The 21718-nt window shown below is 48.5% G+C and carries 20 protein-coding genes; 9 read left to right on the forward strand and 11 right to left on the reverse strand.

Going from position 1 to position 21718, the window contains the following annotated elements:
• A partial coding sequence (locus AS151_RS16680) for a hypothetical protein (protein ID WP_139240712.1) occupies positions 1 to 307 on the forward strand: 307 nt, incomplete at its 5' end.
• A gap of 241 nt (positions 308 to 548) precedes the next feature.
• Here AS151_RS16680 and AS151_RS16685 read toward each other — a convergent pair.
• From AS151_RS16685 to AS151_RS16695, 3 genes are read right to left on the reverse strand one after another with little or no spacing between them, the layout of a single operon-like run.
• Positions 549 to 1190: a Uma2 family endonuclease gene (locus AS151_RS16685; RefSeq protein WP_071518217.1), complete on the reverse strand. Its 642-nt coding sequence runs from the start codon at positions 1188 to 1190 to the stop codon at positions 549 to 551.
• Between the two features lie 31 nt (positions 1191 to 1221).
• A complete protein-coding gene (locus AS151_RS16690) occupies positions 1222 to 1797 on the reverse strand; it encodes a Uma2 family endonuclease (RefSeq protein WP_071518200.1) in 576 nt (191 codons plus the stop codon).
• Positions 1798 to 1807: 10 nt separating this feature from the next.
• Positions 1808 to 2470, reverse strand: coding sequence for a GNAT family N-acetyltransferase (locus tag AS151_RS16695; protein WP_071518201.1), 663 nt, complete (start codon positions 2468 to 2470; stop codon positions 1808 to 1810).
• 156 nt (positions 2471 to 2626) lie between these two features.
• On the opposite strand from AS151_RS16695, the gene AS151_RS16700 reads away from it, so the two are divergent.
• The 4 genes from AS151_RS16700 (at position 2627) to AS151_RS16715 (ending at position 7703) form a co-directional block, all read left to right on the forward strand.
• Complete coding sequence (locus tag AS151_RS16700; protein ID WP_071518202.1) at positions 2627 to 4963, forward strand: heavy metal translocating P-type ATPase; 2337 nt, start codon at positions 2627 to 2629, stop codon at positions 4961 to 4963.
• A gap of 19 nt (positions 4964 to 4982) precedes the next feature.
• Entirely contained in the window at positions 4983 to 5267 is a 285-nt protein-coding gene (locus AS151_RS16705; RefSeq protein ID WP_071518203.1) for a hypothetical protein, read from the forward strand.
• 952 nt (positions 5268 to 6219) lie between these two features.
• Positions 6220 to 6678, forward strand: a complete 459-nt coding sequence (locus AS151_RS16710) for a hypothetical protein (RefSeq protein ID WP_071518204.1) — start codon at positions 6220 to 6222, stop codon at positions 6676 to 6678.
• Positions 6679 to 7172: 494 nt separating this feature from the next.
• Entirely contained in the window at positions 7173 to 7703 is a 531-nt protein-coding gene (locus AS151_RS16715) for a hypothetical protein (RefSeq protein WP_071518205.1), read from the forward strand.
• Between the two features lie 282 nt (positions 7704 to 7985).
• Here AS151_RS16715 and AS151_RS16720 read toward each other — a convergent pair whose 3' ends face one another.
• The 4 genes from AS151_RS16720 to AS151_RS16735 are packed head-to-tail and all read right to left on the reverse strand — an operon-like array spanning position 7986 to position 11455.
• Positions 7986 to 8939, reverse strand: a complete 954-nt coding sequence (locus AS151_RS16720) for a C69 family dipeptidase (protein WP_071518206.1) — start codon at positions 8937 to 8939, stop codon at positions 7986 to 7988.
• 24 nt (positions 8940 to 8963) lie between these two features.
• A complete protein-coding gene (locus AS151_RS16725) occupies positions 8964 to 9176 on the reverse strand; it encodes a hypothetical protein (RefSeq protein ID WP_071518207.1) in 213 nt (70 codons plus the stop codon).
• Between the two features lie 24 nt (positions 9177 to 9200).
• Entirely contained in the window at positions 9201 to 10559 is a 1359-nt protein-coding gene (locus AS151_RS16730) for a TIGR03279 family radical SAM protein (protein ID WP_071518208.1), read from the reverse strand.
• A gap of 50 nt (positions 10560 to 10609) precedes the next feature.
• Entirely contained in the window at positions 10610 to 11455 is an 846-nt protein-coding gene (locus tag AS151_RS16735; RefSeq protein WP_211517630.1) for an undecaprenyl-diphosphate phosphatase, read from the reverse strand.
• A gap of 704 nt (positions 11456 to 12159) precedes the next feature.
• Here AS151_RS16735 and AS151_RS16750 point away from each other — a divergent pair.
• The 4 genes from AS151_RS16750 (at position 12160) to nadB (ending at position 16452) form a co-directional block, all read left to right on the forward strand.
• On the forward strand, positions 12160 to 12876 hold the full coding sequence (locus tag AS151_RS16750; RefSeq protein ID WP_084639659.1) for a DUF3120 domain-containing protein: 717 nt from the start codon (positions 12160 to 12162) through the stop codon (positions 12874 to 12876).
• Positions 12877 to 12963: 87 nt separating this feature from the next.
• Positions 12964 to 13977 (forward strand): adenylate/guanylate cyclase domain-containing protein, encoded by a 1014-nt coding sequence (locus AS151_RS16755; protein WP_244533054.1) that lies wholly within the window; start codon positions 12964 to 12966, stop codon positions 13975 to 13977.
• 150 nt (positions 13978 to 14127) lie between these two features.
• A complete protein-coding gene (gene psbU / locus AS151_RS16760; RefSeq protein ID WP_071518212.1) occupies positions 14128 to 14553 on the forward strand; it encodes a photosystem II complex extrinsic protein PsbU in 426 nt (141 codons plus the stop codon).
• A 162-nt stretch (positions 14554 to 14715) separates the two neighbouring features.
• Positions 14716 to 16452, forward strand: a complete 1737-nt coding sequence (gene nadB, locus AS151_RS16765) for an L-aspartate oxidase (protein WP_071518213.1) — start codon at positions 14716 to 14718, stop codon at positions 16450 to 16452.
• On the opposite strand, the gene AS151_RS16770 is transcribed toward nadB, so the two are convergent.
• The 4 genes from AS151_RS16770 to AS151_RS16790 form a co-directional block, all read right to left on the reverse strand.
• Entirely contained in the window at positions 16449 to 16661 is a 213-nt protein-coding gene (locus tag AS151_RS16770) for a hypothetical protein (RefSeq protein ID WP_071518214.1), read from the reverse strand. The genes nadB and AS151_RS16770 overlap by 4 nt on opposite strands.
• A gap of 141 nt (positions 16662 to 16802) precedes the next feature.
• A complete protein-coding gene (locus AS151_RS16775) occupies positions 16803 to 18956 on the reverse strand; it encodes a CHASE2 domain-containing protein (RefSeq protein ID WP_071518215.1) in 2154 nt (717 codons plus the stop codon).
• A 609-nt stretch (positions 18957 to 19565) separates the two neighbouring features.
• Positions 19566 to 20507, reverse strand: a complete 942-nt coding sequence (locus AS151_RS16785) for a vitamin K epoxide reductase family protein (RefSeq protein WP_071518220.1) — start codon at positions 20505 to 20507, stop codon at positions 19566 to 19568.
• 44 nt (positions 20508 to 20551) lie between these two features.
• Entirely contained in the window at positions 20552 to 21406 is an 855-nt protein-coding gene (locus AS151_RS16790) for a photosystem I biogenesis protein BtpA (RefSeq protein ID WP_071518221.1), read from the reverse strand.
• Positions 21407 to 21718 lie beyond the last annotated feature (312 nt).

The following is a 21718-nucleotide window of genomic DNA, read 5'->3' on the forward strand; positions in this document are numbered from 1 at the left end:
CGTAGCCTTCAGTCCAGATGGCAACACCATTGCTTCTGCTAGCGATGACGATACGGTGAAATTGTGGAATCGCCAGGGGGAACTTCTGCAGACTCTCGGGCACGAAGATACGGTCACACACGTAGCCTTCAGTCGAGATGGCAATACCATTGCTTCTGCTAGCAGGGACAATACGGTGAAATTGTTGACAAAATGGAAAACAGGAGACGAACTGATGCAGCAGGGATGTCTGTGGTTGCAAAATAACAACGTCAAGCCTGAAAGGTGGCAAGATTTGACCATTTGTGAAAATGATTTATCCAAGTAAAGCGAAGCGGTAATTTGTTGTGGCAAGTTCTAGCCAGTTGGATAGAAACAATACAGGATTAGAAAAAGGGAACTAGAAATGGAAGAAACGGGGGTTCCGTACAAAATTGATTCTCCGACTAATTGGTTGTTGGGAGGTTGGCACTCACCATTCCAACAAATTTCCGCTGGCTGTTATATCGTTGGAAAGTCAAAGCGATCTAGTGGCGAAATTTCTTAAAAAATACAAATTCGCTGCAAAATTAGATTGTTGCTTGGATTCGTTTGCGAAAAGCGCGTAAAGCAGGGCTTCTGCCCGTTGTTCGGCTTTGGTTGAGGAGTTCGGCAATGAGGGTAGGAACGGGAAGTTCGGAAAAAGTAGGGCTTGTGGAACTTGGTTGGTATTGCTCCGAGTGCAAAACATAAATGTTCAACGCACTACTTTCATAAATCCACAACTCCGGAACCCCCAATCCCAGATAGGCATCGATTTGCGTTTTGGAAGTGACATCGACTTCTAAAGCAAGGTCGGGTGGTGGATCGATCGCTGGATCGAGACGGTCTTTGCCCACCACAAGCTGATGGTTGGCCATATAAAAGCACTCATCCGGTTCGATGCCATAGCCTCGTTCGGGATTTTTGAATGTGGTCGAACCCAAACACTCGCAATCGATTTCCAATTCTTCTAATAAAATTTTGATGGCATCGCTAATGAGAGATTTTTCTCGCTCGCGTTTGGGCAGCGGTATCCTGATTTCTAAAGTGTTTTGATAGTAGGCAATGCGGGCAGCGCGATGTTCGCCCAGTTCTTTTAAAATGGCTTCCAAGGCTTGCCAGTCAATATCTCGCAGCCACAATCTTTGACCGGGGGGAATGTCGAGTTGTTGTAGTTGTAGGGTAACCATCGATCGCTTTTTTTTAATTACAAACGGCATTTCAATCTTGCCAAACCAGTTGCAAATCCATTTCAAAATTAGATAGTATGGGTTCGCCGGAGAGCTTGTCAGGGCGATCGCATATTTCAACTTTTCCTTGACAGCGATAAATCCAAACTTGGCGAGATTCGGGTTCGACCAACCAACCCAACTGCGTACCATTATCGATATATTCCTGCAATTTTTGCTGGAGCGTTTCTAACTCATCCGTCGGAGAACGTAACTCAATAACAAAATCCGGGCAAATGGGAGCAAACTTGCGTTTTTGTTCTGGAGAAAGACTTTGCCAGCGTTCTTTTTTCACCCAAGCAGCATCCGGGGAACGAATGGCACCGTTGGAAAGCTTGAAACCAGTAGAAGAATCGAAAGCCACACCTAAATTCGTTTGCTGGTTCCAAACCCAAAGCTGGGCACTCAATCCCAAACTTTGACGACCGCTTTCGCTGCCTGTGGGAGGCATGGCAATCAATTCTCCCTGGGCACTGCGTTCCAACCGTAAGTTCGGATTGCAGCGGCAGATTTGCGCGAATATTTCATCGGTGAGTTTTAATTGGGGGTCGAGGTTGATGGCAATCATAGGTCATCCATCAAATTAAATCCACAGTATTGCCGATGCTATCCATCATAATTTGATAAAGCCGATCGCGTTTGGATTGCCGGTAGCCATGCACGAACAATCGCGTCACCAGATAGCGTGCCTTTTCCCCCGCGATCGCATTTTGGTGATATTTCGGCAACACCATCAACTTCATCTCCGTAGGTTCCCCTCCCGACAAACCGGGCACAAAATATCTCACCCCCGCCAGTTCCACAGCCCCCAAACGCCGGTAAAATTGAATGCGTCGTTGGCGTTGCTGGCGTTCTGTCGGCGATAAAGGAGATTTCAACACATCATTGCCCGCATCTGGGGTTTCCACTTCCAACAGCAAATACCGCCGAGACTGCTGGTGTATAGTTGCCACAATTTGACGCAAAAATTGACTGCCAATGCCCCGACCGCGAAAATCTTGATGGGTTGCCAAATATCCCAGCAGCACAAACTCCGTTCCCGATAAAGGCGAAGTTAGCGCCATAAATACCACTTTTTCATCTAAATATCCCACAAACAGACGGTCTTGGCGATTTTGGACCCGTTTTCGCATCCGTTCGCTACTGAAACGTTCGTCTGCCGGGAAAGCAGTCTCGTAAATTTGCAACACGGCTTCCCAATCGGCATGGGAGGTATCGGTGAGTTCGCGCAGTTCCAACATAGAGAAAATGAATTGTCAGGAAAACAAAAGAAAAAATTGTAAATTTGTCAACCGTTTTGCTGTAAAGTTTTGTGAAACCTGCTTGAATCTCCAGTAAGGTGGAGACTTTACGCTAGAACCAATTCTCAATTCATTGTTTCCAGGAGGGGTTCTAGCATGGTCAAAGCCAGAACCAAGGCAAAAAACCAGAGTCAAATCCAAAACCAACAATTTCAACTATCGGGCATGAGTTGTGCTGCCTGTGCCAACCGAGTGGAGAAAGCCATCAGCGGTGTCGAGGGCGTGCGATCGTGCAATGTTAATTTTGCCCTTTCGCAAGCGACGGTGGAATACGACGGCACCCAAGCCGATAGCGAACAAATTCAAGCAGCAGTCAAAGAAGCGGGATACGGTGCCGAACCCGTTTCCCTAGATGCGGAAACGGAAGACGACAGCCAAAATCGCGCCGAAAAACGCCAGCAACGCCTTCTCCAGAAAAAAGTCATTGTTGGCGGCGTTATCAGTTTTATCTTGGTGGTGGGTTCCCTACCAGCCATGACCGGGATCGATATACCTTTTATTGCCCCTTGGTGGCACAATGCCTGGTTGCAATTGCTACTGACAACGCCGGTGGTCTTTTGGTGCGGTAGCGGTTTTTATATCGGTGCCTGGAAAGCTGCCAAACACGCTACGGCGGATATGAACACGCTGGTGGCTTTGGGCACGGGAGCGGCGTATTTGTATTCGCTGTTTCCCACGTTCTTTAGTGGTTTCTTTGAATCGCAGGATCTATCTACCCAAGTGTACTACGAAGCGGCAGCGGTGGTGATTACCCTGGTGTTGCTGGGCAGGTGGCTGGAACATCGTGCCAGGGGGCAAACTTCTGAGGCGATTCGCAAGTTAATGGGATTGCAAGCCAAGACGGCAAGGGTGATTCGCGACGGTCGAGAACAAGATATTCCCATTTCTCAGGTGCAAGTGGGGGATATATTTTTGGTGCGACCTGGGGAAAAAATTCCGGTAGATGGGGAAGTAACCCAAGGTTCTTCGACGGTAGACGAATCCATGGTGACGGGAGAACCGATTCCGGCGACCAAAAAAGCTGGCGATGAGGTGATTGGCGCAACCATTAACAAAACTGGCAGCTTTCAAGCCAAAGCATCGCGGGTGGGCAAAGATACGGTTTTATCCCAAATTGTACAGTTGGTGCAAGAAGCTCAGGGCAGCAAAGCTCCCATTCAAAAGTTGGTCGATCGCGTGACGGCTTGGTTTGTGCCCACGGTTATGGCGATCGCTTTGCTAACGTTTGTGGTGTGGTTCTTTGCCAGTGGCAATTTGACGTTTGCCCTGGTGGCGACGGTGAGCGTTTTGATTATTGCGTGCCCCTGTTCGCTGGGTCTGGCAACGCCAACTTCGGTGATGGTGGGAACCGGCAAAGGTGCGGAAAACGGCATTTTAATTAAAGGGGCAGATAGTCTGGAAATTGCCCACCACTTGCAAACCATTGTGCTGGATAAAACCGGAACCCTGACAGCGGGCAAACCTTCGGTGACCAATTACGTAACCGTTGACGGGGCAAGCGGCGACGAATTGAAAATTTTGCAGTTGGCGGCAACTTTGGAAAAAAGTTCCGAACATCCCATTGCGGAAGCGATCGTGGAATATGCCAAATCCCAGGAAGTGAGCCTGTTGGGTTCTGTGGAAGATGGTTTTGAAGCGATCGCAGGTAGCGGCGTGCAAGGCAGAGTAGACGGTCGTTGGGTGCAAATTGGCACGGCAGCTTGGATGCGGGAGTTAGAAATCGATACCCAACCTTTGGCGGAATATGCGGAAAAAGCGGAAGAGGATGCCAAAACCACGGTTTGGATTGCTATTGACGGTCGTCTGGAAGGGTTGCTAGCGATCGCGGATGCGGTGAAACCCACGGCTGCCACCGTTGTAGCAGCGTTGCAGCGGATGGGGATTGAAGTGGCGATGCTGACGGGAGACAACCAACATACAGCTCATGCGATCGCGCGTGAGGTAGGTATTGACCGGGTATTTGCGGAAGTTCGCCCCGACCAAAAAGCCGAAATTGTGCGATCGCTGCAAGCCGAAGTTCCCAAAAACAAACGCAACCACCGCCGCAAGCTAGTAGCCATGGTTGGCGATGGCATCAACGACGCTCCCGCCTTGGCACAAGCCGACATTGGCATTGCCATTGGCACCGGCACCGACATTGCCATTTCCGCTAGCGACATCACCCTAATTTCCGACGACCTGCACGGCATCGTCACCGCCATTCAACTCAGTCGCGCTACCATGAAAAATATTCGCCAAAATCTCTTTTTCGCTTTCGTTTACAATACGGCCAGCATTCCCATTGCCGCCGGATTGTTCTATCCCATTTTCGGATGGTTGCTCAATCCCATGATTGCCGGCGGTGCCATGGCGTTTAGTTCGGTTTCCGTGGTTACCAACGCCCTCCGTTTGCGTAAATTTGAACCACGACTCGACGAAACCTGCCGAAGTTAGCGATAGAAAGGTATTTCCCATGCCCACCATCAACAAAGCACGCCTGCGACGCCTCCATTCCACCCTAGCCCCAATTATGATGTTGCCCTTGCTGTTGACGCTGATTACAGGGTCTGCCTATCAGTGGGCGATTCTCAACGGCAAAAGCGGCGACTGGCTTTGGCTGCTGGATTTGCATCGCGGCAAGTTCGGCAGCATCGACCTAACCAGCATTTATCCGTTTCTGAATGCGTTGGGATTGCTAACGTTGGTTATAACGGGGGTTATCATGTGGTGGCAGCTTCCCAAGCGTCGCAGGGGATGATGGGTATGGGGATAAATGATGGGAGATGATAAATGCGACCATATTATTGACAAAGACCGAACACCAATATCAAAATGATTACAAAATTCTGTTGTGTCCAAAATTTTACTATATATAACAATAGTTGTTTATTAATACATGACTTTATGTTTCAAATATATAAAATTTTCTCTAAATAGCTTTAATTTTTGAGTATGTTTGAATCAATTAATTGCTTTGTTTGTATGTAAAATTAATTGTTTACATATAGAAGTAAGACAAAATTTAAACTATGCAAAATTGGAAAGATAAACAGTTAGAAGGTTTAATAAATTGTGATAATGATGAAAAATCGAGCAAGTAATTTACTAAAATAGGGGGATAAGGCTTAAATAAATTCAATCAAATAATGTTTCAAAAAGTTAAATTAAGTTATTTTTCAAATTTAGGGCAAGTTGAATGGCAAAAACTGGAATCAGATCTAGGTTTTCCTAGCAGTTTGATTCAATTGCGCGATCGCGCCACAACGGAGCTCAATTAAATTTTCAAATTTAAGACTTCCGTTTTTCTGAAAGCGTTATTGAGTCAGTCTTTAGGATAGCAACAGTCGCCATAGTTCAGCAATTCTGCAACAGGAGGTTGATAGTTAGACATATTCGTTGATTGGAATAGAAGGGTTTATAGCAGTTTTAGAATCATGAAGTACAAAATTAAGCCTTAAATTGTCTTATAATAAGCATATGCTGTACCTCACCACTGTCGGAATTGCTATATTGATTTATACCATTTCCTTAATAATATGCAAGAGATAATAGAGGCATTTTGGTAGGGGCGCAACGCATGAGTAGGGGCGCTTCGCGAAGCGCCCCTACCAGGGCAATTGAGAAATTCCAGACAATCGTTGTTTTTCAGAAATGGTATTAGACGACCTTGGTGGAATCACGGTCAGCGTTGGAATTAAGCTAATTGTATAATGATGGTTAATTGGATTCAAGTCAAAGGCAAGGTTAAACAAGGATATGGCGTTGCTTCAGGAAAATCCGGCGATCCTCGCTTCCCAAAAGGGACACTGGAATTGCAAAAACCATTGTTTCATGAAAGAGGACTGAATCTGGATGGCTACTATGTAGGGACGATCAATCTTTCAATTGCTCCATACCAATATAAAATCAAAAATCCCAAGTGTACCTTTCGACAAGTGAAATGGTCCCCTGAAAATCCTGCCGAAGACTTTTCGTTTTTTGATTGCCGAATTGTGACCGATTCCAATCATCGATTAAACGGCTTGATCTACTATCCTCACCCTGAAACCAAACCCGAACATTTTCAGTCTCCTGATATTCTTGAAATTATTACCTTCCCCCTTGAGGATTTAAATGATGGGGATGAGCTAATGATTGAAGTGAACTCAGAACAAATGACAATTCATTAGATATTGTTGTTCCATCAATCGTTCAAGTTATTACAAGGGGATTTCTAAAAATCCATGGCGCGATCGCCTCTGGCAGCGAATCGAAGATTCGATCGCGCGGTTGGCACGTTTGCCGGAAGCAAAATTACCAAATGAGTTAAAGCAACAATCAAAGAAACCCTGAAAGCAGTTTTCCTAGAAGCCTACGGGAAACCAGACGTTTTGAAAATTAAAGAAATTGTTTCTCCCCAACCCAGTAAAGGAGAAATTTTGGTCAAAATTATTGCTGCTGGTGTCAATCGGGGTGACATGATGCAACGTCGCGGCTAATATCACCCACCCGATCCCCATACCGAAGAAATACCAGGTTTAGAATTTGCCAGTGTCGATGATGGCACCTCGATCGATCGTGGCGCTCAATTAGGCAATTAATCTCATGAATCATGCCATTGTTTGATGATAGGATAAAACTTTAGATTCGCTAGGCTCAGCAGCGATCGCGCCCTCAAGGAAAAATGTACTACTTATTAACATTAATCGGATTAGTGATTGGTGCCAAAATTGGCATTAAATTTGCTGATATCGATCGACACTTTCCAGAGTGGTTATTGCATCATCGTGCCTTTTTGACTCATGGTGCAATTATTCCCATGCTATTAGCTAGCATCACTACTTTAACTCAAATTCAATTAATACGAGGCTTTACCATTGGTTTTTGTGTCACCAATGCCGTTCATCTCAGTTTCGATCTTTTTCCCAAATCATGGCGAGGATATGCTTTAATTCATGTGTTTGACTGGTCCTTACCACCGGTGGCTTCATGGCTTTGGATTTCCTTGGGTATTCTTGTCAGTTTATTGATTGCTTATATTCTCTGGCGTAATTTCCTTGATATCATTGTGACTGTAGGAAGCATCATTTTTGGTTTTTCTGTCTATGCCCATGAGGGAATCTGGTTTCCAGCGATCGCGTTTTTCACTTCAGCTATTTTAGCTGTCAGTGCTGCGTCATTATTCTTTCCTTCTGTTGGAAATCGAAAATTGTAAGGCAGCAACCGTTCGATCCATCGTTGAAATAGCGATCCCATATGTGGAAATAGCTTAATAAAGCCAGGCAAAACATTTGCGATTGAGATAAAGCCTCACTACGCCTAATACCATTTCCTTGATAATATGCAAGAGATAATAGAGGCATTTTTGTAGGGGCGCAACGCGTGAGCGCCCCTACCAGGGCAATTGAGAAATTCCAGACTCGTTGTTTTTCAGAAATGGTATTAGATTGACGCAGTACTTGATTGGATATTAATAAAGAGAATTAACGCTCGATCGTTAGCTTGGGAGTAAACTTGAAGCATGGGAACCATGTTGAGACAAAGAGACGGGTTGGTAATCGTGTTGACACGGGTGGGGTTGCTGGATAAACCAGTGCTGGTCTCCTTGTTCCGATAAGGAAGAAATTTGACTGCCTGCTGTCACAAACGCTCCGTGCATACAAACCCCACCGTGATGATCCCTTAAAATAGACTGGGCTGTCTCTACAGAAAACTTGCCTTGATTGAACTGACAAAGTTGCCTGACTCTACCTTCTCTGGAATGAGGAGATGGTACGTCGCTGACGAAACTGCTGCTAAAGATTTGGGCAAAGTCAAAGTCTTGTTCGCTCTGACACCATCCCTGATTAATTGCGAATTCAACCACTTCAGGGTGGCGGATTGTACCAGCATTTCTGATACTAAGCTGATTAGAGATCGACCGGGTTCCGCTAGTGACTTGTTCGGCAACCCAATACTGACCGGCGGTTTCTAAAACCCAGGCTTCTTTTCGATCCGCAATCAAAAAAGAGTTATGGTAGTTCATGGAAAAGTGTTCGGCACAGTTGCCTCCTTGTCCGTATTGGGACAACAACTCAACAATCACCTGTAAGGCTTTCCTGGCGCTGGTACCTCTTTCCAAACCCAAACGCACTAAATCCATGCCCAGTAACCCCGTGCTGCGAGTCGGTTCGATGGTCCACACTGCTTCATTGCCAATGACCACTCCGCATTCGTTAGCCCCCATTTCTGCGCCCCACATCCACTTCGGTTGGGAAATAATGACGGCGAGGGTTTGTTCCACTTGAGGAATGGTGATGTAGGTACACTCAACAGAGGCTTGAGCGGTATAGGTTTGAGCAGGAATGACAATTGCCTCTTGTATTTCTCCTGCTGGACGGTCGCTATTTTTGCCAAAAATCAGCTCTCCTGTTTTTGTAACATCGGGTAGAGCCACCAGAGAATCACACATTCTTATTCCTCCTGCTATTGGGACTTAAACAAAACTCCCTGCGCGATCGCGACTAGAAACAATGGTTCCTGGTATCATCGCGATCGCTAGAAACCACAAATAGCAATTCAATATAATTTCGGTATTGGTTAACTGCTGGCTCAACTGACTTGGTTCTTGTAAAAGGCGTATCATAATAAAACTGCCTTCAAACGTAGATACCATCCCATCAGCCAACTCCTCAGCTTTTACTGGCAAACCAGGAGGATATTTCGTTAGAATTTACCCTGAAACTTCCAAAATTTCCTTGCCAGAAAACGCTACGCACTGATGCAACAAATCTTCAATACCACTAACCGGTAAAATATGCGTCTTCAACTCGCAAGCCACCTCCAACACCGTCATATCATCCAAAAACACCGTATCGTCATTTTTCAGCAACAGGGAAGGCAACAAAATCGCATCTCCCAAATCCTTCCCTGACAAACCACGCAACAAATCTTGCCCCGTCAGCAATCCCGTCACCGCAATATCAATTCCCCAATACCAACTGGGCAACGCCACCATCTCCACCGTCAATCCTTCTACTTGATTGAGACGCTGGCAAATGGGTTGAAATGCTTTTTCCACAGCATTGCCCACCACCCAACTCAACCGTCGTGGCGTTTCTACTCGCGTGGGTAAATTCTGGGCGGCTGTTTCAAATTCTGATAAGAACAAACGAATGGAACCAACTCCATTGCCCAATTGGGGATAGTCTTCGTAGTGAGATTCGGGGGGCAAATCTTCCCCGGCAATTAAAAACCATTCGTCAGCCAGCCACGCAAAACGAGAATTGATTTCTGGATCTGCCAGAAACTCGCTTTGTAACTTCTGCACTTGCCCCACCACTTCCTGTGCTTTGGCGGGTTTTACCGGTACCAGTTCGTCTTCGCTGGGGCGAAATCGCGTCAATCCCACCGGAACTACGGCTACCGATGCCACTGCTGGAATGTCGCCACCACCAAACTGTGCCAAATCTCGCAGGGTGCGTTCTAAATGTTCGCCGTCGTTGATGCCCGGGCAAACTACCACTTGAGCGTGAATTTGCAAGCGGCGATCGCGAAACCACTGGAGTTGTTCTAAAATTCTACCAGCACGAGGATTTTTTAACAGGCGGCTGCGTACTTCCGGTTCGGTGGCGTGAACGGAAACATACAGCGGCGACAAACGCAACCGGGCAATTCGTTCCCATTCTTGCGGCAATAAATTGGTGAGGGTGAGATAGGAACCGTAAAGAAAACTGAGGCGATAATCGTCGTCTTTCAGGTAGAGGGTTTCCCGCTTGCCTGGCGGTTGTTGGTCGATGAAGCAAAAAGGGCAGGCGTTGTTGCACTGCATTAAACCATCGAAGAGGGCGGTTTCAAATTCTAAGCCCAAATCTTCATCGACTTCTTTTTCAATTTCAAGATAGTGGCGATCGCTGTTTTGGTCAACGACTTCCAGTTCCAAGTATTCGTCGGCACACAAAAATTGATAGTCAATCAAATCTCGGGGTGCTTCGCCGTTAATCTTGGCAATGGCGTCTCCCGCCTCGAACCCCATTTCGGCGGCGATGGAATCCGGTAGAACTTTGCTAATTTTCGCTGGCTTTACGTTCATGTTTGGTCTTTATTTTACGCTCGTTTTCTTGACAATAAAAGCAAAATATGCTATGCATTTGCGGTCCAAGGCAGTTTTGCCCAAATCGCTAGCAAAATCGCCACGCCAAAAATCAGGCGATACCACACAAACACCCAAGTATTCTGGGTTTGCAAGTAGCGAATCAACCACGCGATCGCTAAATACGAAAATATTACCGCCGAAATCAATCCTACCAACATCGCCACGGGTCCAACGTTCGAGGTAGAAGTTTTAAAAATTTCCGGCAGTTCTACCAATCCTGCCAAGGTAATCGCTGGAATCCCCAACAAAAAGGAAAACCGCGCTGCGGTGGCTCGCTGCAATCCCAAATACAAACCGGCGGTGATGGTTGCCCCGGAACGGGATACGCCGGGAATCAAAGCCAACGATTGCGCCACGCCAGTCCAAATGCCATCGTTTCTTCCTAGGGTATCGAACCCGCGTTTGTGGGCGCTACCTACTTCCGCGATCGCCATAAACAGGGACATAAAAATAGAAGCCAATGCGATCGCAGTCAAGCTCCGTAAAGGGGAATTTTCATAATCAATAACAATTCCTGACTTTAAAAGCAACCCCAAAATCACAATGGGAATGGTACCCACAGCAATTCCCACCGCAATCCGAAACTCCTGTGCCTGATAATCTCTCTGTTGAATGGCTCGAAAGCTACCCTTGGTCAACGTCGATAAATCTTTCCAGAAATACCACAACACTGCCGCAATACTTCCTAATTGAATCACAGCGGTAAACGATACCCCCGGGTCGCCCCATCCCAAAGCAACGGGAACCACTTTTAAATGAGCGGTACTGCTAATGGGGATAAATTCTGTCAAGCCCTGCACCATCCCCAATACAGCCGCTTGAAACCAATTCATGGAAGCGGTGGCATCGGTTGCCTCGGTGGTGGCGGCAGCTTGAGTTACCAAAAACGGCAGACTAAATCCCAAACTCCCCAAACCAAGCCAACGCCACCCTGCAGTACGGCTTAGCGATCGCCATTTTGCCATTATTTGTTGTTCCTTCGTCTCCTCTCGTTTGTACCACTTTATAGCACGGGAGCAGGAATTTCAGCTTGGGAGCGTACCGAGCGTGGAAGCGTACCGAGCCTGGGAGCGTACCGAGCCTGGGAGCCTGGGAGCTTGGGAAATGAAATCCGAAAAAAAACCACAATTTTATAGTAGGGGCAACCCCCCGTGGTTGCCCTGTTTTTGTATTTATCCTGTTCCTGTATTTGCTCTGTTTCCGTAGTTGCCCTGTTCCTGTATTTATTCTGTTCCGTTGTTTCTTGCCATTCGCCACCTGAAGGTAAAGTAATAAGCGATCGCATCTTACTGTCGATCGTCCCCCAACATCAAAAATTCCCACCCACCAATCTTCCCCAAACCAAAGTAAATGTATATCTCCCAAGCTCGGTACCTCGGTACGCTCGGTAGCTCCCAAAATTGCCACTTTCCCTTAAAGAAAGCTAAAATTTCAACCAATATCCCCCCAGGGGGGATAAGATTGTGGTATCTTAAGGAAAATGAAATTAAGTAAATAAATCTTAACAATAACTTTGTTTGACCAAAAACCAAGCACAATGCTAAACACCCATATATCCCTGCTGGAAAAAGCAGTTCCCAAATCTACAACCTCCGCGAAGAAAATCTTTCCTCCCCAAATAGCGTTGAAATGGCAAGCCTTTTTTGGGGCAGTGTTCTTAGTTTGCGTACCGGTATTCATACAAGCCCCCATGGTGCGGGAGTTGCCCTTGGCGAGTCTGGCAATAACTGGCATCTGGGTATGGCTGGGGATGCGGTTACTGTCTCAACCCAAAATGGCTTTGTGGGGAGACTTGTTGTTAGGGTTTAGCTGGAGCTGGTTGGCTGGTTCCATTTATTGGGGATGGCTGCGCGCGGAACCCTACGTGCATTTGCCCGTCGAAGCCATTGGTTTGCCCTTTGCCATTTGGTGCTTGTATCGGGGACGCTGGCAAGTGGGAAATTGGTTTTATTTGGGTTCTTTACTGGGAACCGCTATCACCGATTTGTATTTTTATGCTGTAGGGTTAATTCCCTACTGGCGTCGCGTGATGCAGGTAGACCCGGAACAAGCCTTGCCGATTTTGCAAGAAGCGGTAGCCTTGGTACAGACCCCTTGGGGAATTAGCTGTGCTGGCTTGCTAGCTGCTATATTGCTAGCTACGGGGTTGTTCCCATTACGAATTCGCCAAGCTCGTTGGTGGGCTTTCAGTGGTGCCGTTTTGAGTACAATTCTGGTAGACTTTTTATTTTGGTTGGGGGCATCTGCTGCCTAAACATCCGGAAGGATATGGAATATGGCAGAATTTATCCGGCAATAATTCTCTGGCTACGGTTGGGAGAAGCTATGCTTAGTAATAGATTTGGAAGTTTTGCCAGTGAGGGATGCGGTAACAGTGCCACCCATCCATCCTTATCTCGTCAGGCGCGGCAAGTCTGGTAAAAGCTATTTGCCCTTAGATGAGGGCAATTGCTGGACCGTTGGTCGCAGTAAAGACAACGATCTGGTTATCCCCGACCGTTGGATGTCCAGACATCATGCGATTTTGCAATATATGGATAATGGAGAATTATTCCTGATCGATTTGGGAAGTCGCAATGGTTCTTTTGTCAACGGTCGTCGGGTTAGCATTCCGGTTGCCCTGCAAAGCGGCGATCGCTTAGTGTTTGGTCAAACAGAGTTAGAGTTCTACCACCCAGCCCAACCCCATAGCGAGGAACTGGAAGAATCAGAAGTCGAAGATTTGACGGCCACATTGCACGTGCGCCGCCTCATTTCTGTTATGGTAATTGACATCCGCGGGTTTACGGTGATGACCCGCAACATGGATGAAAAAGTACTTTCGGAGATGATTGGCAGTTGGTTTCGCCAGTGCGGTAATATCCTGCGGGAACACGGCAGTTGGGTGGATAAATACATTGGCGATGCAGTCATGGCGGTATGGTTTCACACCAGCGAAGGGGTGCGCCAGCAGGAAATTGCGCGCATTTTCGCCGCCATTGACGCCCTGCACGAAGTGAGCCAAAAACTCAGCCAGCAATATCCCGTGCCTTTCCCCATGCGCATTGGGGCTGGATTAAATACGGGGTATGCTATGGTAGGGAATACGGGAACCGGCGATCGCCCCGATTATACCGCCCTGGGAGATACGGTGAACGCAGCTTTTCGTCTGGAGTCAGCCACCAAAGAAATCAAACAGGATGTTGCTATTGGCGAAACCACCTACAGCTCTTTTCAACAGTGGTGCCCAGATAGTGTTCTATTTCAGCCGCATACCGTCAATTTAAAAGGCTACGAAACCCCTATTGCCACCTACACCACCACATTTGACCAACTGCACTCGTTTATCCAACAACAAACCCAATCCCGTCAATAAAGTGAACTCCAGCCAAATATTTCCGGCAAAAGCCACGGAGCATTCCCAAAAATCCAGTATATTTTCTCAACAGAAAATCTGCTCAAAATGGTATTCTAGAAAACAAACCCCGTCTACAGGTTGAATAGTTCCAAGGGAGGAATGGTTTTGATGAATGTAGCAGTGCGCCTGCTTTCGGTCGTACTTTTGGTTGTTAGCTGCTTGGGATGGCTGGGTATGACCGGTCAAGCTCGGGCAGGCACATTAAGCGATCGCACCTTCTTGCAGCCAGTGCTGGGCGTAGAAGTCCAGTATCGCAATCAAGTCAGCGACAAGCTGCAAGAAATGGGGTATAAAATCGACCTAAACAATACCAACGTGCGCGCTTTCCGAGATCTGCCGGGAATGTATCCCACAATTGCTTCTAAAATTGTTAAAAATGCCCCCTACGAAGAAGTAGAAGACGTTCTGGATATCCCCGGTCTTACGGAAAAACAAAAAGAATTTATACAATCCTACCTAGACCAGTTTATCGTTACAGAAATGCAAACCGAGCTAACCCAAGGTGGCGCACGCATTAACAACGGTCACTACTAGTTGGGCAATCGGTGATTAACAACCAACATTCGCTAGAACAACTCCCTTTTGTGAAATAATGTTAAGATAGGCAGCCAATCTATCGAAACATAATTTCGCAAAGGGAGATTTTTTTAGCTAGAAAATCTTGCCTACCACCAGCCTTCGTTCATTTGCCCTTTTATGGAATCTACCGAGAACCGTTCGCCCAATATTTTTGCCGCCGAAGAAGTGCCCCAATTTGACGTTCTCGTGGTTGGCGCTGGTGCTGCTGGTTTGTATGCTGCCCTGTGCTTGCCCCAACACCTGCAAGTAGCCATCATCGCCAAAGAACATCTGCCCCTGTCAGCGAGCGACTGGGCACAGGGAGGCATTGCCGCCGCCATTGCCCCCGACGATTCCCCCCAAATTCACTTGGAAGATACCCTCAAAGCCGGTGCTGGCTTGTGCGATCGCGCAGCGGTTGATTTTCTGGTACAAAAAGCCCCTGAATGCGTGCAACACCTCGCCGATTTGGGGGTAGGCTTCGACCGGCAAAACCAGGGATTTGCCCTCACCCTAGAAGCTGCCCACTCTCGCCGCCGCGTTCTCCACGCTTCCGACACCACAGGGCGTGCCGTCACCAGCACCCTTGCCCAGCGCGTGCGGGAACGAGAAAATATCCAAATTATTGCCCCTGCCCTGGCGCATCGTTTGTGGCTGCACCCCCAACAGCACTGCTGTCAGGGAATTTCCATTTTTTATGAAAATCAACTTCTGTGGCTGTCGGCACCTGTGGTAGTTCTCGCCACTGGCGGCGGCGGTCAGGTATTTGCTCGCACCACCAATCCTTCCGTCAGCACAGGCGATGGCGTAGCGATCGCTTGGCATGCCGGTGCCATGTTGCGGGATTTGGAATTTGTGCAGTTCCATCCCACAGCATTGACCAAACCAGGGGCACCCCACTTTCTCATCAGCGAAGCCGTGCGCGGCGAAGGGGCTCATTTGGTAGACAACCAAGGGCATCGTTTTGCCTTTGACTACCATCCCGACGGAGAACTCGCCCCCCGGGATGTGGTCAGCCGTGCCATTTTTTGGCATTTCCAGCGTTTGGGTCTAGACCCTGCCACCGCCAATGTCTGGTTGGATATGCGCCCCATCCCCCCGGAGCGCATTCGCCATCGCTTTCCCAATATCATCCAAGTTTGCCGACAGTGGGGGATCGATGTTTTTAACGACCCCATTCCCGTAGCGCCGGCAGCCCATTACTGGATGGGGGGCATTGCCACCGACCGCGGTGCCCGCACCTCCATGCCGGGGTTATATGCGGTGGGAGAAACCACCAGTACTGGCATTCACGGGGCCAATCGCTTGGCCAGCAATTCTTTGTTAGAATGTATTGTGTATGGGGCCGAACTGGCCCGCGTCGACGTGCCACCACCAGGTGCTATGCCACCCATGGCGATCGTTGCCACAGAAGCAAAAGTTTCCCAGTTGGAAATTCCGTCGTCACAGTGGGAAACCATCGCCAAACTGCGACAGGAAATTCCCCGTTTGGTGTGGCAAAGTGCTGGCTTGGTGCGCGATCGCGAACGTCTCACCGCCGGTATGGAACAAATAAAAACTTGGCAGCAAGAATTTACCAAGCTAGAACCGACGCAATTTTTTCAAAACCTAATTCCCGGCCAAAATATTCACTTTGCCCGTAGCGACACCATGCCCAAATTGCGTGCTTGGGGAGAGACGCAAAACTTGCTGGATGTAGCTATGTTGGTTTTACAGAGTGCTTGCTTCCGGGAAGAAAGTCGTGGTGCTCACTACAGAGAGGACTTTCCTCACCCTCGTGCAACATGGCAAAAGCATATTTCCATCCAAAACCAATGTTTGTGGACTTCTGACTCGGAAATTTCCTTCTCCTGCCGCCGCCATCCTACTGTTTAATGAGTACCAGCATCGCCGGTTTCTTCGGGACCACCATGATCTGGTGGTTCGTATTCGGAAACGGTCGTGCTTGATTCCAATGGTTGGTTTGCCAGGGCGGTGGAGAGGAGAAAATGGTTGGCAGGGGTTGCTGCAGTAGCAGGAGCTACTATGGCTAAGCTAATTGCTAATGCATTAACTAAGACAGCAACCTGATTCCAAGTGTTCATGAGGTACTTCCTCTCCTGGCAAAAAGCTACGAACTTGAAAATCGTTTCCTCTTTATATTATCCGTATTTCTACGTAAGTGTCCACAAAATGTATAGATTTGTAAATAATCGATCGCAGGAGCGCATCTGTACGCTATAGCCTTAGCCAGCACTGGGTTGTGCTAGTTTGTAGCAATTTTTCCCCTGTTTTTTAGCAGCATACATGGAATCGTCCGCCTGGTCGATGAGGGTTTCGCGATCGCGGCTGTGTAAGGGATAAATGCTAATCCCAATGCTGGGAGTAACTTGAATTTTGTGCCCTTCTAATTCGAAAGGTTCCGATATCGTCGCTTGAATTTTTTGCGCCACCCGTTCGGCATTAGCAGCTTCCCGAATCCCCGGCAAAATAGCAGTAAATTCATCACCCCCCAAACGCGCTACCGTATCGCTGCTGCGCAAACAGCGAACCAGACGCTTGGCAACAGCTTGTAACAACAAATTCCCCACGGCATGTCCTTGATTGTCGTTTACCTCTTTAAAACCATCCAAATCAATGTACAACAAAGCAACAATTTCCTCGCTGGTATCCGCCCACTGGATGGCTTGATCCAACCGTTCGTGGAACAGCACCCGATTGGGCAGCCCCGTAAGATCGTCGTGGTAAGCTTGGTGGCGCAGGCGACTTTGCGATCGCTGCAACTCTTCGTTGGAACGAGTCAACTCCGCCGCCGTACGTTTGAGTTCTTCTTCCATTTGCTTGCGTTCGGTAATATCGCGAATCACCCCCACCAAGAACACGTTGCCCGCCGCATCTCGGTGCAGCGATCGCTTGGTGGCAATAAAGCGGGTACTTCCTGTGGCATCAGTAAACTTTTCTTCGTTTTCCCGGTCTTCTCCGGATTGAAATACCAATTCGTCTTCTTGATGTAGTCGGTCGGCATCAGCAGGAGCAAAAAAATCGTATTCCGAACGGTCGATGAGTGCTGCGGTGGGATAGCCTAAAAATTCGCTGTAGGCTTCGTTGAGAACCACCCAACGGTGTTGCTTGTTTTTCACATAAATGGGGTCGGGAATGGTGTCAATGACGCTGTGCAGAAATTCTTTAGACTGTTTTAATTCTTCTTCCAAATGGGCAATGTAGCCAGTGATGGCCACCGCCGAAACCGTAAGTGCCAAAGCCGGTGGTATCAGGGGAATCCACCAACCCGGTAAAAACAAGAAATAACATGTCGCTAACAACACGCCGCCACTGACCAGCACCCCCACCAGCGACCAAGCCGGCGATCGCAACCGCCAAGCCAACCCTGCCCCGATCGAGGACCAAAGGACAATCCACAGGTACTCTACTGAGTTGGGCCAAACTTTGATGATTGGTCGGTCGTCGAGGACTGCACTGATGATTTGGCTGATAAAATTGGCGTGCCGTTCCACCCCTGGAATGCGTTGGGGACTGTTGAGCAAACTTTCGCTGTAAGGGGTTTGAAATAAATCCTTGAGGCTAGGGGCCACAGAACCAATCAGCACAATGCGATCGCGGAATTTCTCCGATGGCACCTTGCCCTGGAGAACGTCGTTCATGGATACCGTGGGAAACATCCCCGCCGGACCGCGGAAGTTGACCAAAACCTGGTAGCCACCATCGTCGGCATTGACGTAACCGCCATCGCGGCTTTGGAACCTGGGAAAAACGCGATCGCCTAATTGGAGATATCCCTCGGGGTGGGAGCCTTTGGGGGTAATGCCCTCCGTTCGTAGGTACATCAAAGCCAATTTCAAAGCAAAACTGGTATGGCTTTCCCCCTTCATATGCCAGTAAAATAGGGAGCGGCGGATTTTGCCGTCTCGGTCGAAGACAACATTGTTAAACCCCACGCGATCGCGTTCGTCCAAAAATTCCGGCGGGGTTACCGTCTCTTCGCTGCTGTTACCAATTTTTTCAATTCCTACCAAATTGGGAATGTCTGCAAACGCTTGCAACAGTTCTTCGTGGCCGGGAGGGCGCGGTCGGCTGCGGTAAACGTCCAACCCAATGGCGCGCGGGTTGTGGGCGTCAATTTTGCGCAGCAACTCTGCCATCACACGATCGCCGACGGGCCAGTTTCCTTGTTGGATTTCCTCCTCCCCAATGCCCACAATTAAAATGCGATCGTCGGTATTTGCTGCCTGCCGCCAGCGAAACATTTGGTCCCAAGCCGCCCATTCCCAAGGTTGTAGCATACCGCTCAAACGCAAAAGGCTCACCCCAGCAGCGACCCCCACGGCTGCTGTCAAAACGCGACGCTGTTGAAATAACCAGTTACGAACCTTTGCTAGCATAGAAATCCTGCGGTGCCAGGTTACAACCGAGGCGGTGGCGATCGCCCCATCCTGGGAGCGATTTTTCCTATTTTTCCTCACAACGTCCTTTCTACAACGTTTATCGACGAGTAGATCGAAGATCGAACTTTGGGGAGAAAGCCCAAATTCCCTTGAAGTTCTAGTTTTCCTCTACTTTAGTCAATTCTTCGATCGGAAATATCCGTATATTTACTGAAATTTTTGTAAACAAAAGCACGCCTCGCCACCTGATACCAAATCCAACATGGGCAAACCACAATTATTTTATAGGGGCCATTCCAGTGTGGTTGCCCCTTGCCTGGGAGGGCACTACCCCTATGCTTCGGCAGGCTCAGCACAAGCGTTTTTGTGGATCTACATACATCGGATTTGGTATGAGTATCAGCTGCCCGTTTCTAGCTCCGATTTCCTATTGGGCTGGCAACTGGCCAATATGCAAAATCGCCATACTTGTTCGAGCCCGCCATCTTGGCGGCGATTTTTTGCGGTGGTTTTTAGCATAGCGCGATCGCGTTTAATTCTCCAAAACTCTTTTGTAAGGAAAAACTGTGAAATTTGATTTCTAGCAGGACTTTAGAGAAATTCGCCCTAATAAGGAAATTCATGTTTGAAATTCTCAGGCCCCTCGTATCCCGATCGTTCCGCCAGGCTTTCTAACGATTGCACCCCTCGTACCAGCTGACCGTTAATTTTCCAACTGGGAAAGCTACGAATATTGGCTTGGTTGCAAAGTTGGGGTCGGGCGTTGGCCCCTTGGGGATCGCACTCTACGTAATCCACCAGCTGCATCGCTTCCTTACCAAACAGTTGTTTTTGTTCGTGACAGTGGGGACACCAGTAGGCACCGTACATTTTGGCATCGATTTGTTGGAGGTGACGTGCCAAAGCCATTTCCGATTCTCCCGACGTGGTGGTAATGGCAGGACCAGCATTGGTGTTGGTCGTCGTATTGCCGGCCGTACCGGCAGTGGTGGTATTGACATTGGCATGAATGCCCACAGCCCCCACCACAACGATCAGGCCGACCACCGCTCCAGTAAAGAAAAGCTGCCCCACATCCGGCCACTCGTGCCCTTTGATGGTCAAGCCAAAGATGCTAAAGGAAAAGACAGCAGAAGCAATGCAGTAGGGGCAAAAATCCTGGAACTCAAACGCCAGCAAGTACATGAGGTAGCCACTGAAGCAAGCCATCGCCGTACCGCCAACAAACAACCCCAACCAAGTCCAATCTTCCAACTCCCCGCGCAGAGAAGCATCGGTTTTGGCACGAATAGCGAGCGGACCCAAGGCCAAAACGCCCATGCTGAAATAAGCAGCAAAGCCAAATAGGGTTAAGGGGATGCCAAAGGCATAGGCGTAGTCGCTGTTGAGGACTTCGTTGCAACCGCTGGTGGGGCAAATAGCAGCCACCTGGCCCATTTGCTTGATAGCCGTCAGCCAGGCAGTTTCCACAGCTCCCAAAACAGCGATCGCGCCAATGAACGGGCGGGACCAACGATGAATCCAAGGGGTAGGACGTTTGCGCCTCATGGTTCGCTCCAAAAACGACATCACTTATCAAACCGGCTGTGGGATTAGCTTTGCGAGGGCAACTTCATCGAAGAAACTTGTGCCGAAGGCACCTGCGATGACAATCCCTGCCGGGCAGCTTCAACAAACTGACTGACGCGAATTGGGTCAATGGGTTCGTCCCGTTTGCCATGGCGTTTGAGGGAACTAGATACAATTACGCCATTAGCAGCACCGAACAGAGAAGTAATATTTTCCCAATTGGCACCACTGCCGATGAAAACAGGCGTTTGGTTCGCCGCCGTACTGGCAAGTTCCAGATCTTCGCAACTGGGTGGGTTTCCCGTAGACCATCCCGAGAGAATGATGCCATCAGCCAGACCCCGCTCGATCGTATCTTGGACGGCAGTGGTTAAATTGGTCGCTCCGAGAGGACGCGCGTGTTTGACCAACACATCCGCCAAAATTTTTACCTCGCTACCGAGTTCCCGGCGATAGCGCAACAGGTCGTAGGCGCATCCTTCAATGACCCCCTGGTCGGTGGCCATGGCACCCGTTAAAACGTTAACGCGGATAAAGGGAGCTTGCACGCAGGAAGCGATCGCCAGGGCACTGCGGGCATCGTTGCGCAGCACATTCACGCCAATGGGAAGGGTTACCAAATTTTGCAGCCGGTCTACAATCAGACTCATGGCGCTGACTACGGCTGGATCGACGGTATTTTTGGCAAACGGTGCATCAAAAAAGTTTTCCACGATAATACCATCAACGCCACCAGAAGCGAGGGCAGCCGCTTCGCGCTCGGCGCGTTCGATAACGGCTTTCAAATTGCCTCCCCACCGGGGTGAGGTGGGCAAGGGAAGCAGATGAACCACGCCAATAATTGGGTTTCGGGTTTGAAAAATTGTCTCTAAGTCCACGTTGCTTGCTGTTTCGGACTCCATGTCAAGGTAGGACAAGAAAGGGTATCTTCCTTGCCAGCCCCAGAAACTCAACAAATGGGTTCCCATCCTAAGATAGATTGGGAAAGGAACGATCCAAAATGGTTGCCTTCAGAAAAAATTAAGTATCCGAAGTCAAGCCGCTACTTGGATTATACTAGCCAGACGGTCTAGACAATCAGGTAGCCCCGAAGATATTTCGCTAAAATCTTGTCACTGACCCCGCGCTAAAGCGACGGGGCTTGGGAACAGCCAGGTTCCCGTAGTAGTGGCTAGACCAAGAGCCGATAG

Source organism: Geitlerinema sp. PCC 9228, from assembly GCF_001870905.1.
GTDB lineage: Bacteria > Cyanobacteriota > Cyanobacteriia > Cyanobacteriales > PCC-9228 > PCC-9228.

What these genes read in the sequence shown, in the direction of transcription:
- AS151_RS16730 (WP_071518208.1), bottom strand. Translation starts at nt 10,559, where the DNA reads ATGAACGTAAAGCCAGCGAAAATTAGCAAAGTTCTACCGGATTCCATC.
- nadB (WP_071518213.1), top strand. Translation starts at nt 14,716, where the DNA reads ATGGAATCTACCGAGAACCGTTCGCCCAATATTTTTGCCGCCGAAGAA.
- AS151_RS16770 (WP_071518214.1), bottom strand. Translation starts at nt 16,661, where the DNA reads ATGAACACTTGGAATCAGGTTGCTGTCTTAGTTAATGCATTAGCAATT.
- AS151_RS16710 (WP_071518204.1), top strand. Translation starts at nt 6,220, where the DNA reads ATGATGGTTAATTGGATTCAAGTCAAAGGCAAGGTTAAACAAGGATAT.
- AS151_RS16715 (WP_071518205.1), top strand. Translation starts at nt 7,173, where the DNA reads ATGTACTACTTATTAACATTAATCGGATTAGTGATTGGTGCCAAAATT.
- AS151_RS16785 (WP_071518220.1), bottom strand. Translation starts at nt 20,507, where the DNA reads ATGAGGCGCAAACGTCCTACCCCTTGGATTCATCGTTGGTCCCGCCCG.
- AS151_RS16690 (WP_071518200.1), bottom strand. Translation starts at nt 1,797, where the DNA reads ATGATTGCCATCAACCTCGACCCCCAATTAAAACTCACCGATGAAATA.
- AS151_RS16685 (WP_071518217.1), bottom strand. Translation starts at nt 1,190, where the DNA reads ATGGTTACCCTACAACTACAACAACTCGACATTCCCCCCGGTCAAAGA.
- AS151_RS16700 (WP_071518202.1), top strand. Translation starts at nt 2,627, where the DNA reads ATGGTCAAAGCCAGAACCAAGGCAAAAAACCAGAGTCAAATCCAAAAC.
- AS151_RS16750 (WP_084639659.1), top strand. Translation starts at nt 12,160, where the DNA reads ATGCTAAACACCCATATATCCCTGCTGGAAAAAGCAGTTCCCAAATCT.
- AS151_RS16695 (WP_071518201.1), bottom strand. Translation starts at nt 2,470, where the DNA reads ATGTTGGAACTGCGCGAACTCACCGATACCTCCCATGCCGATTGGGAA.
- AS151_RS16775 (WP_071518215.1), bottom strand. Translation starts at nt 18,956, where the DNA reads ATGCTAGCAAAGGTTCGTAACTGGTTATTTCAACAGCGTCGCGTTTTG.
- psbU (WP_071518212.1), top strand. Translation starts at nt 14,128, where the DNA reads ATGAATGTAGCAGTGCGCCTGCTTTCGGTCGTACTTTTGGTTGTTAGC.
- AS151_RS16735 (WP_211517630.1), bottom strand. Translation starts at nt 11,455, where the DNA reads ATGAATTGGTTTCAAGCGGCTGTATTGGGGATGGTGCAGGGCTTGACA.
- AS151_RS16720 (WP_071518206.1), bottom strand. Translation starts at nt 8,939, where the DNA reads ATGTGTGATTCTCTGGTGGCTCTACCCGATGTTACAAAAACAGGAGAG.
- AS151_RS16705 (WP_071518203.1), top strand. Translation starts at nt 4,983, where the DNA reads ATGCCCACCATCAACAAAGCACGCCTGCGACGCCTCCATTCCACCCTA.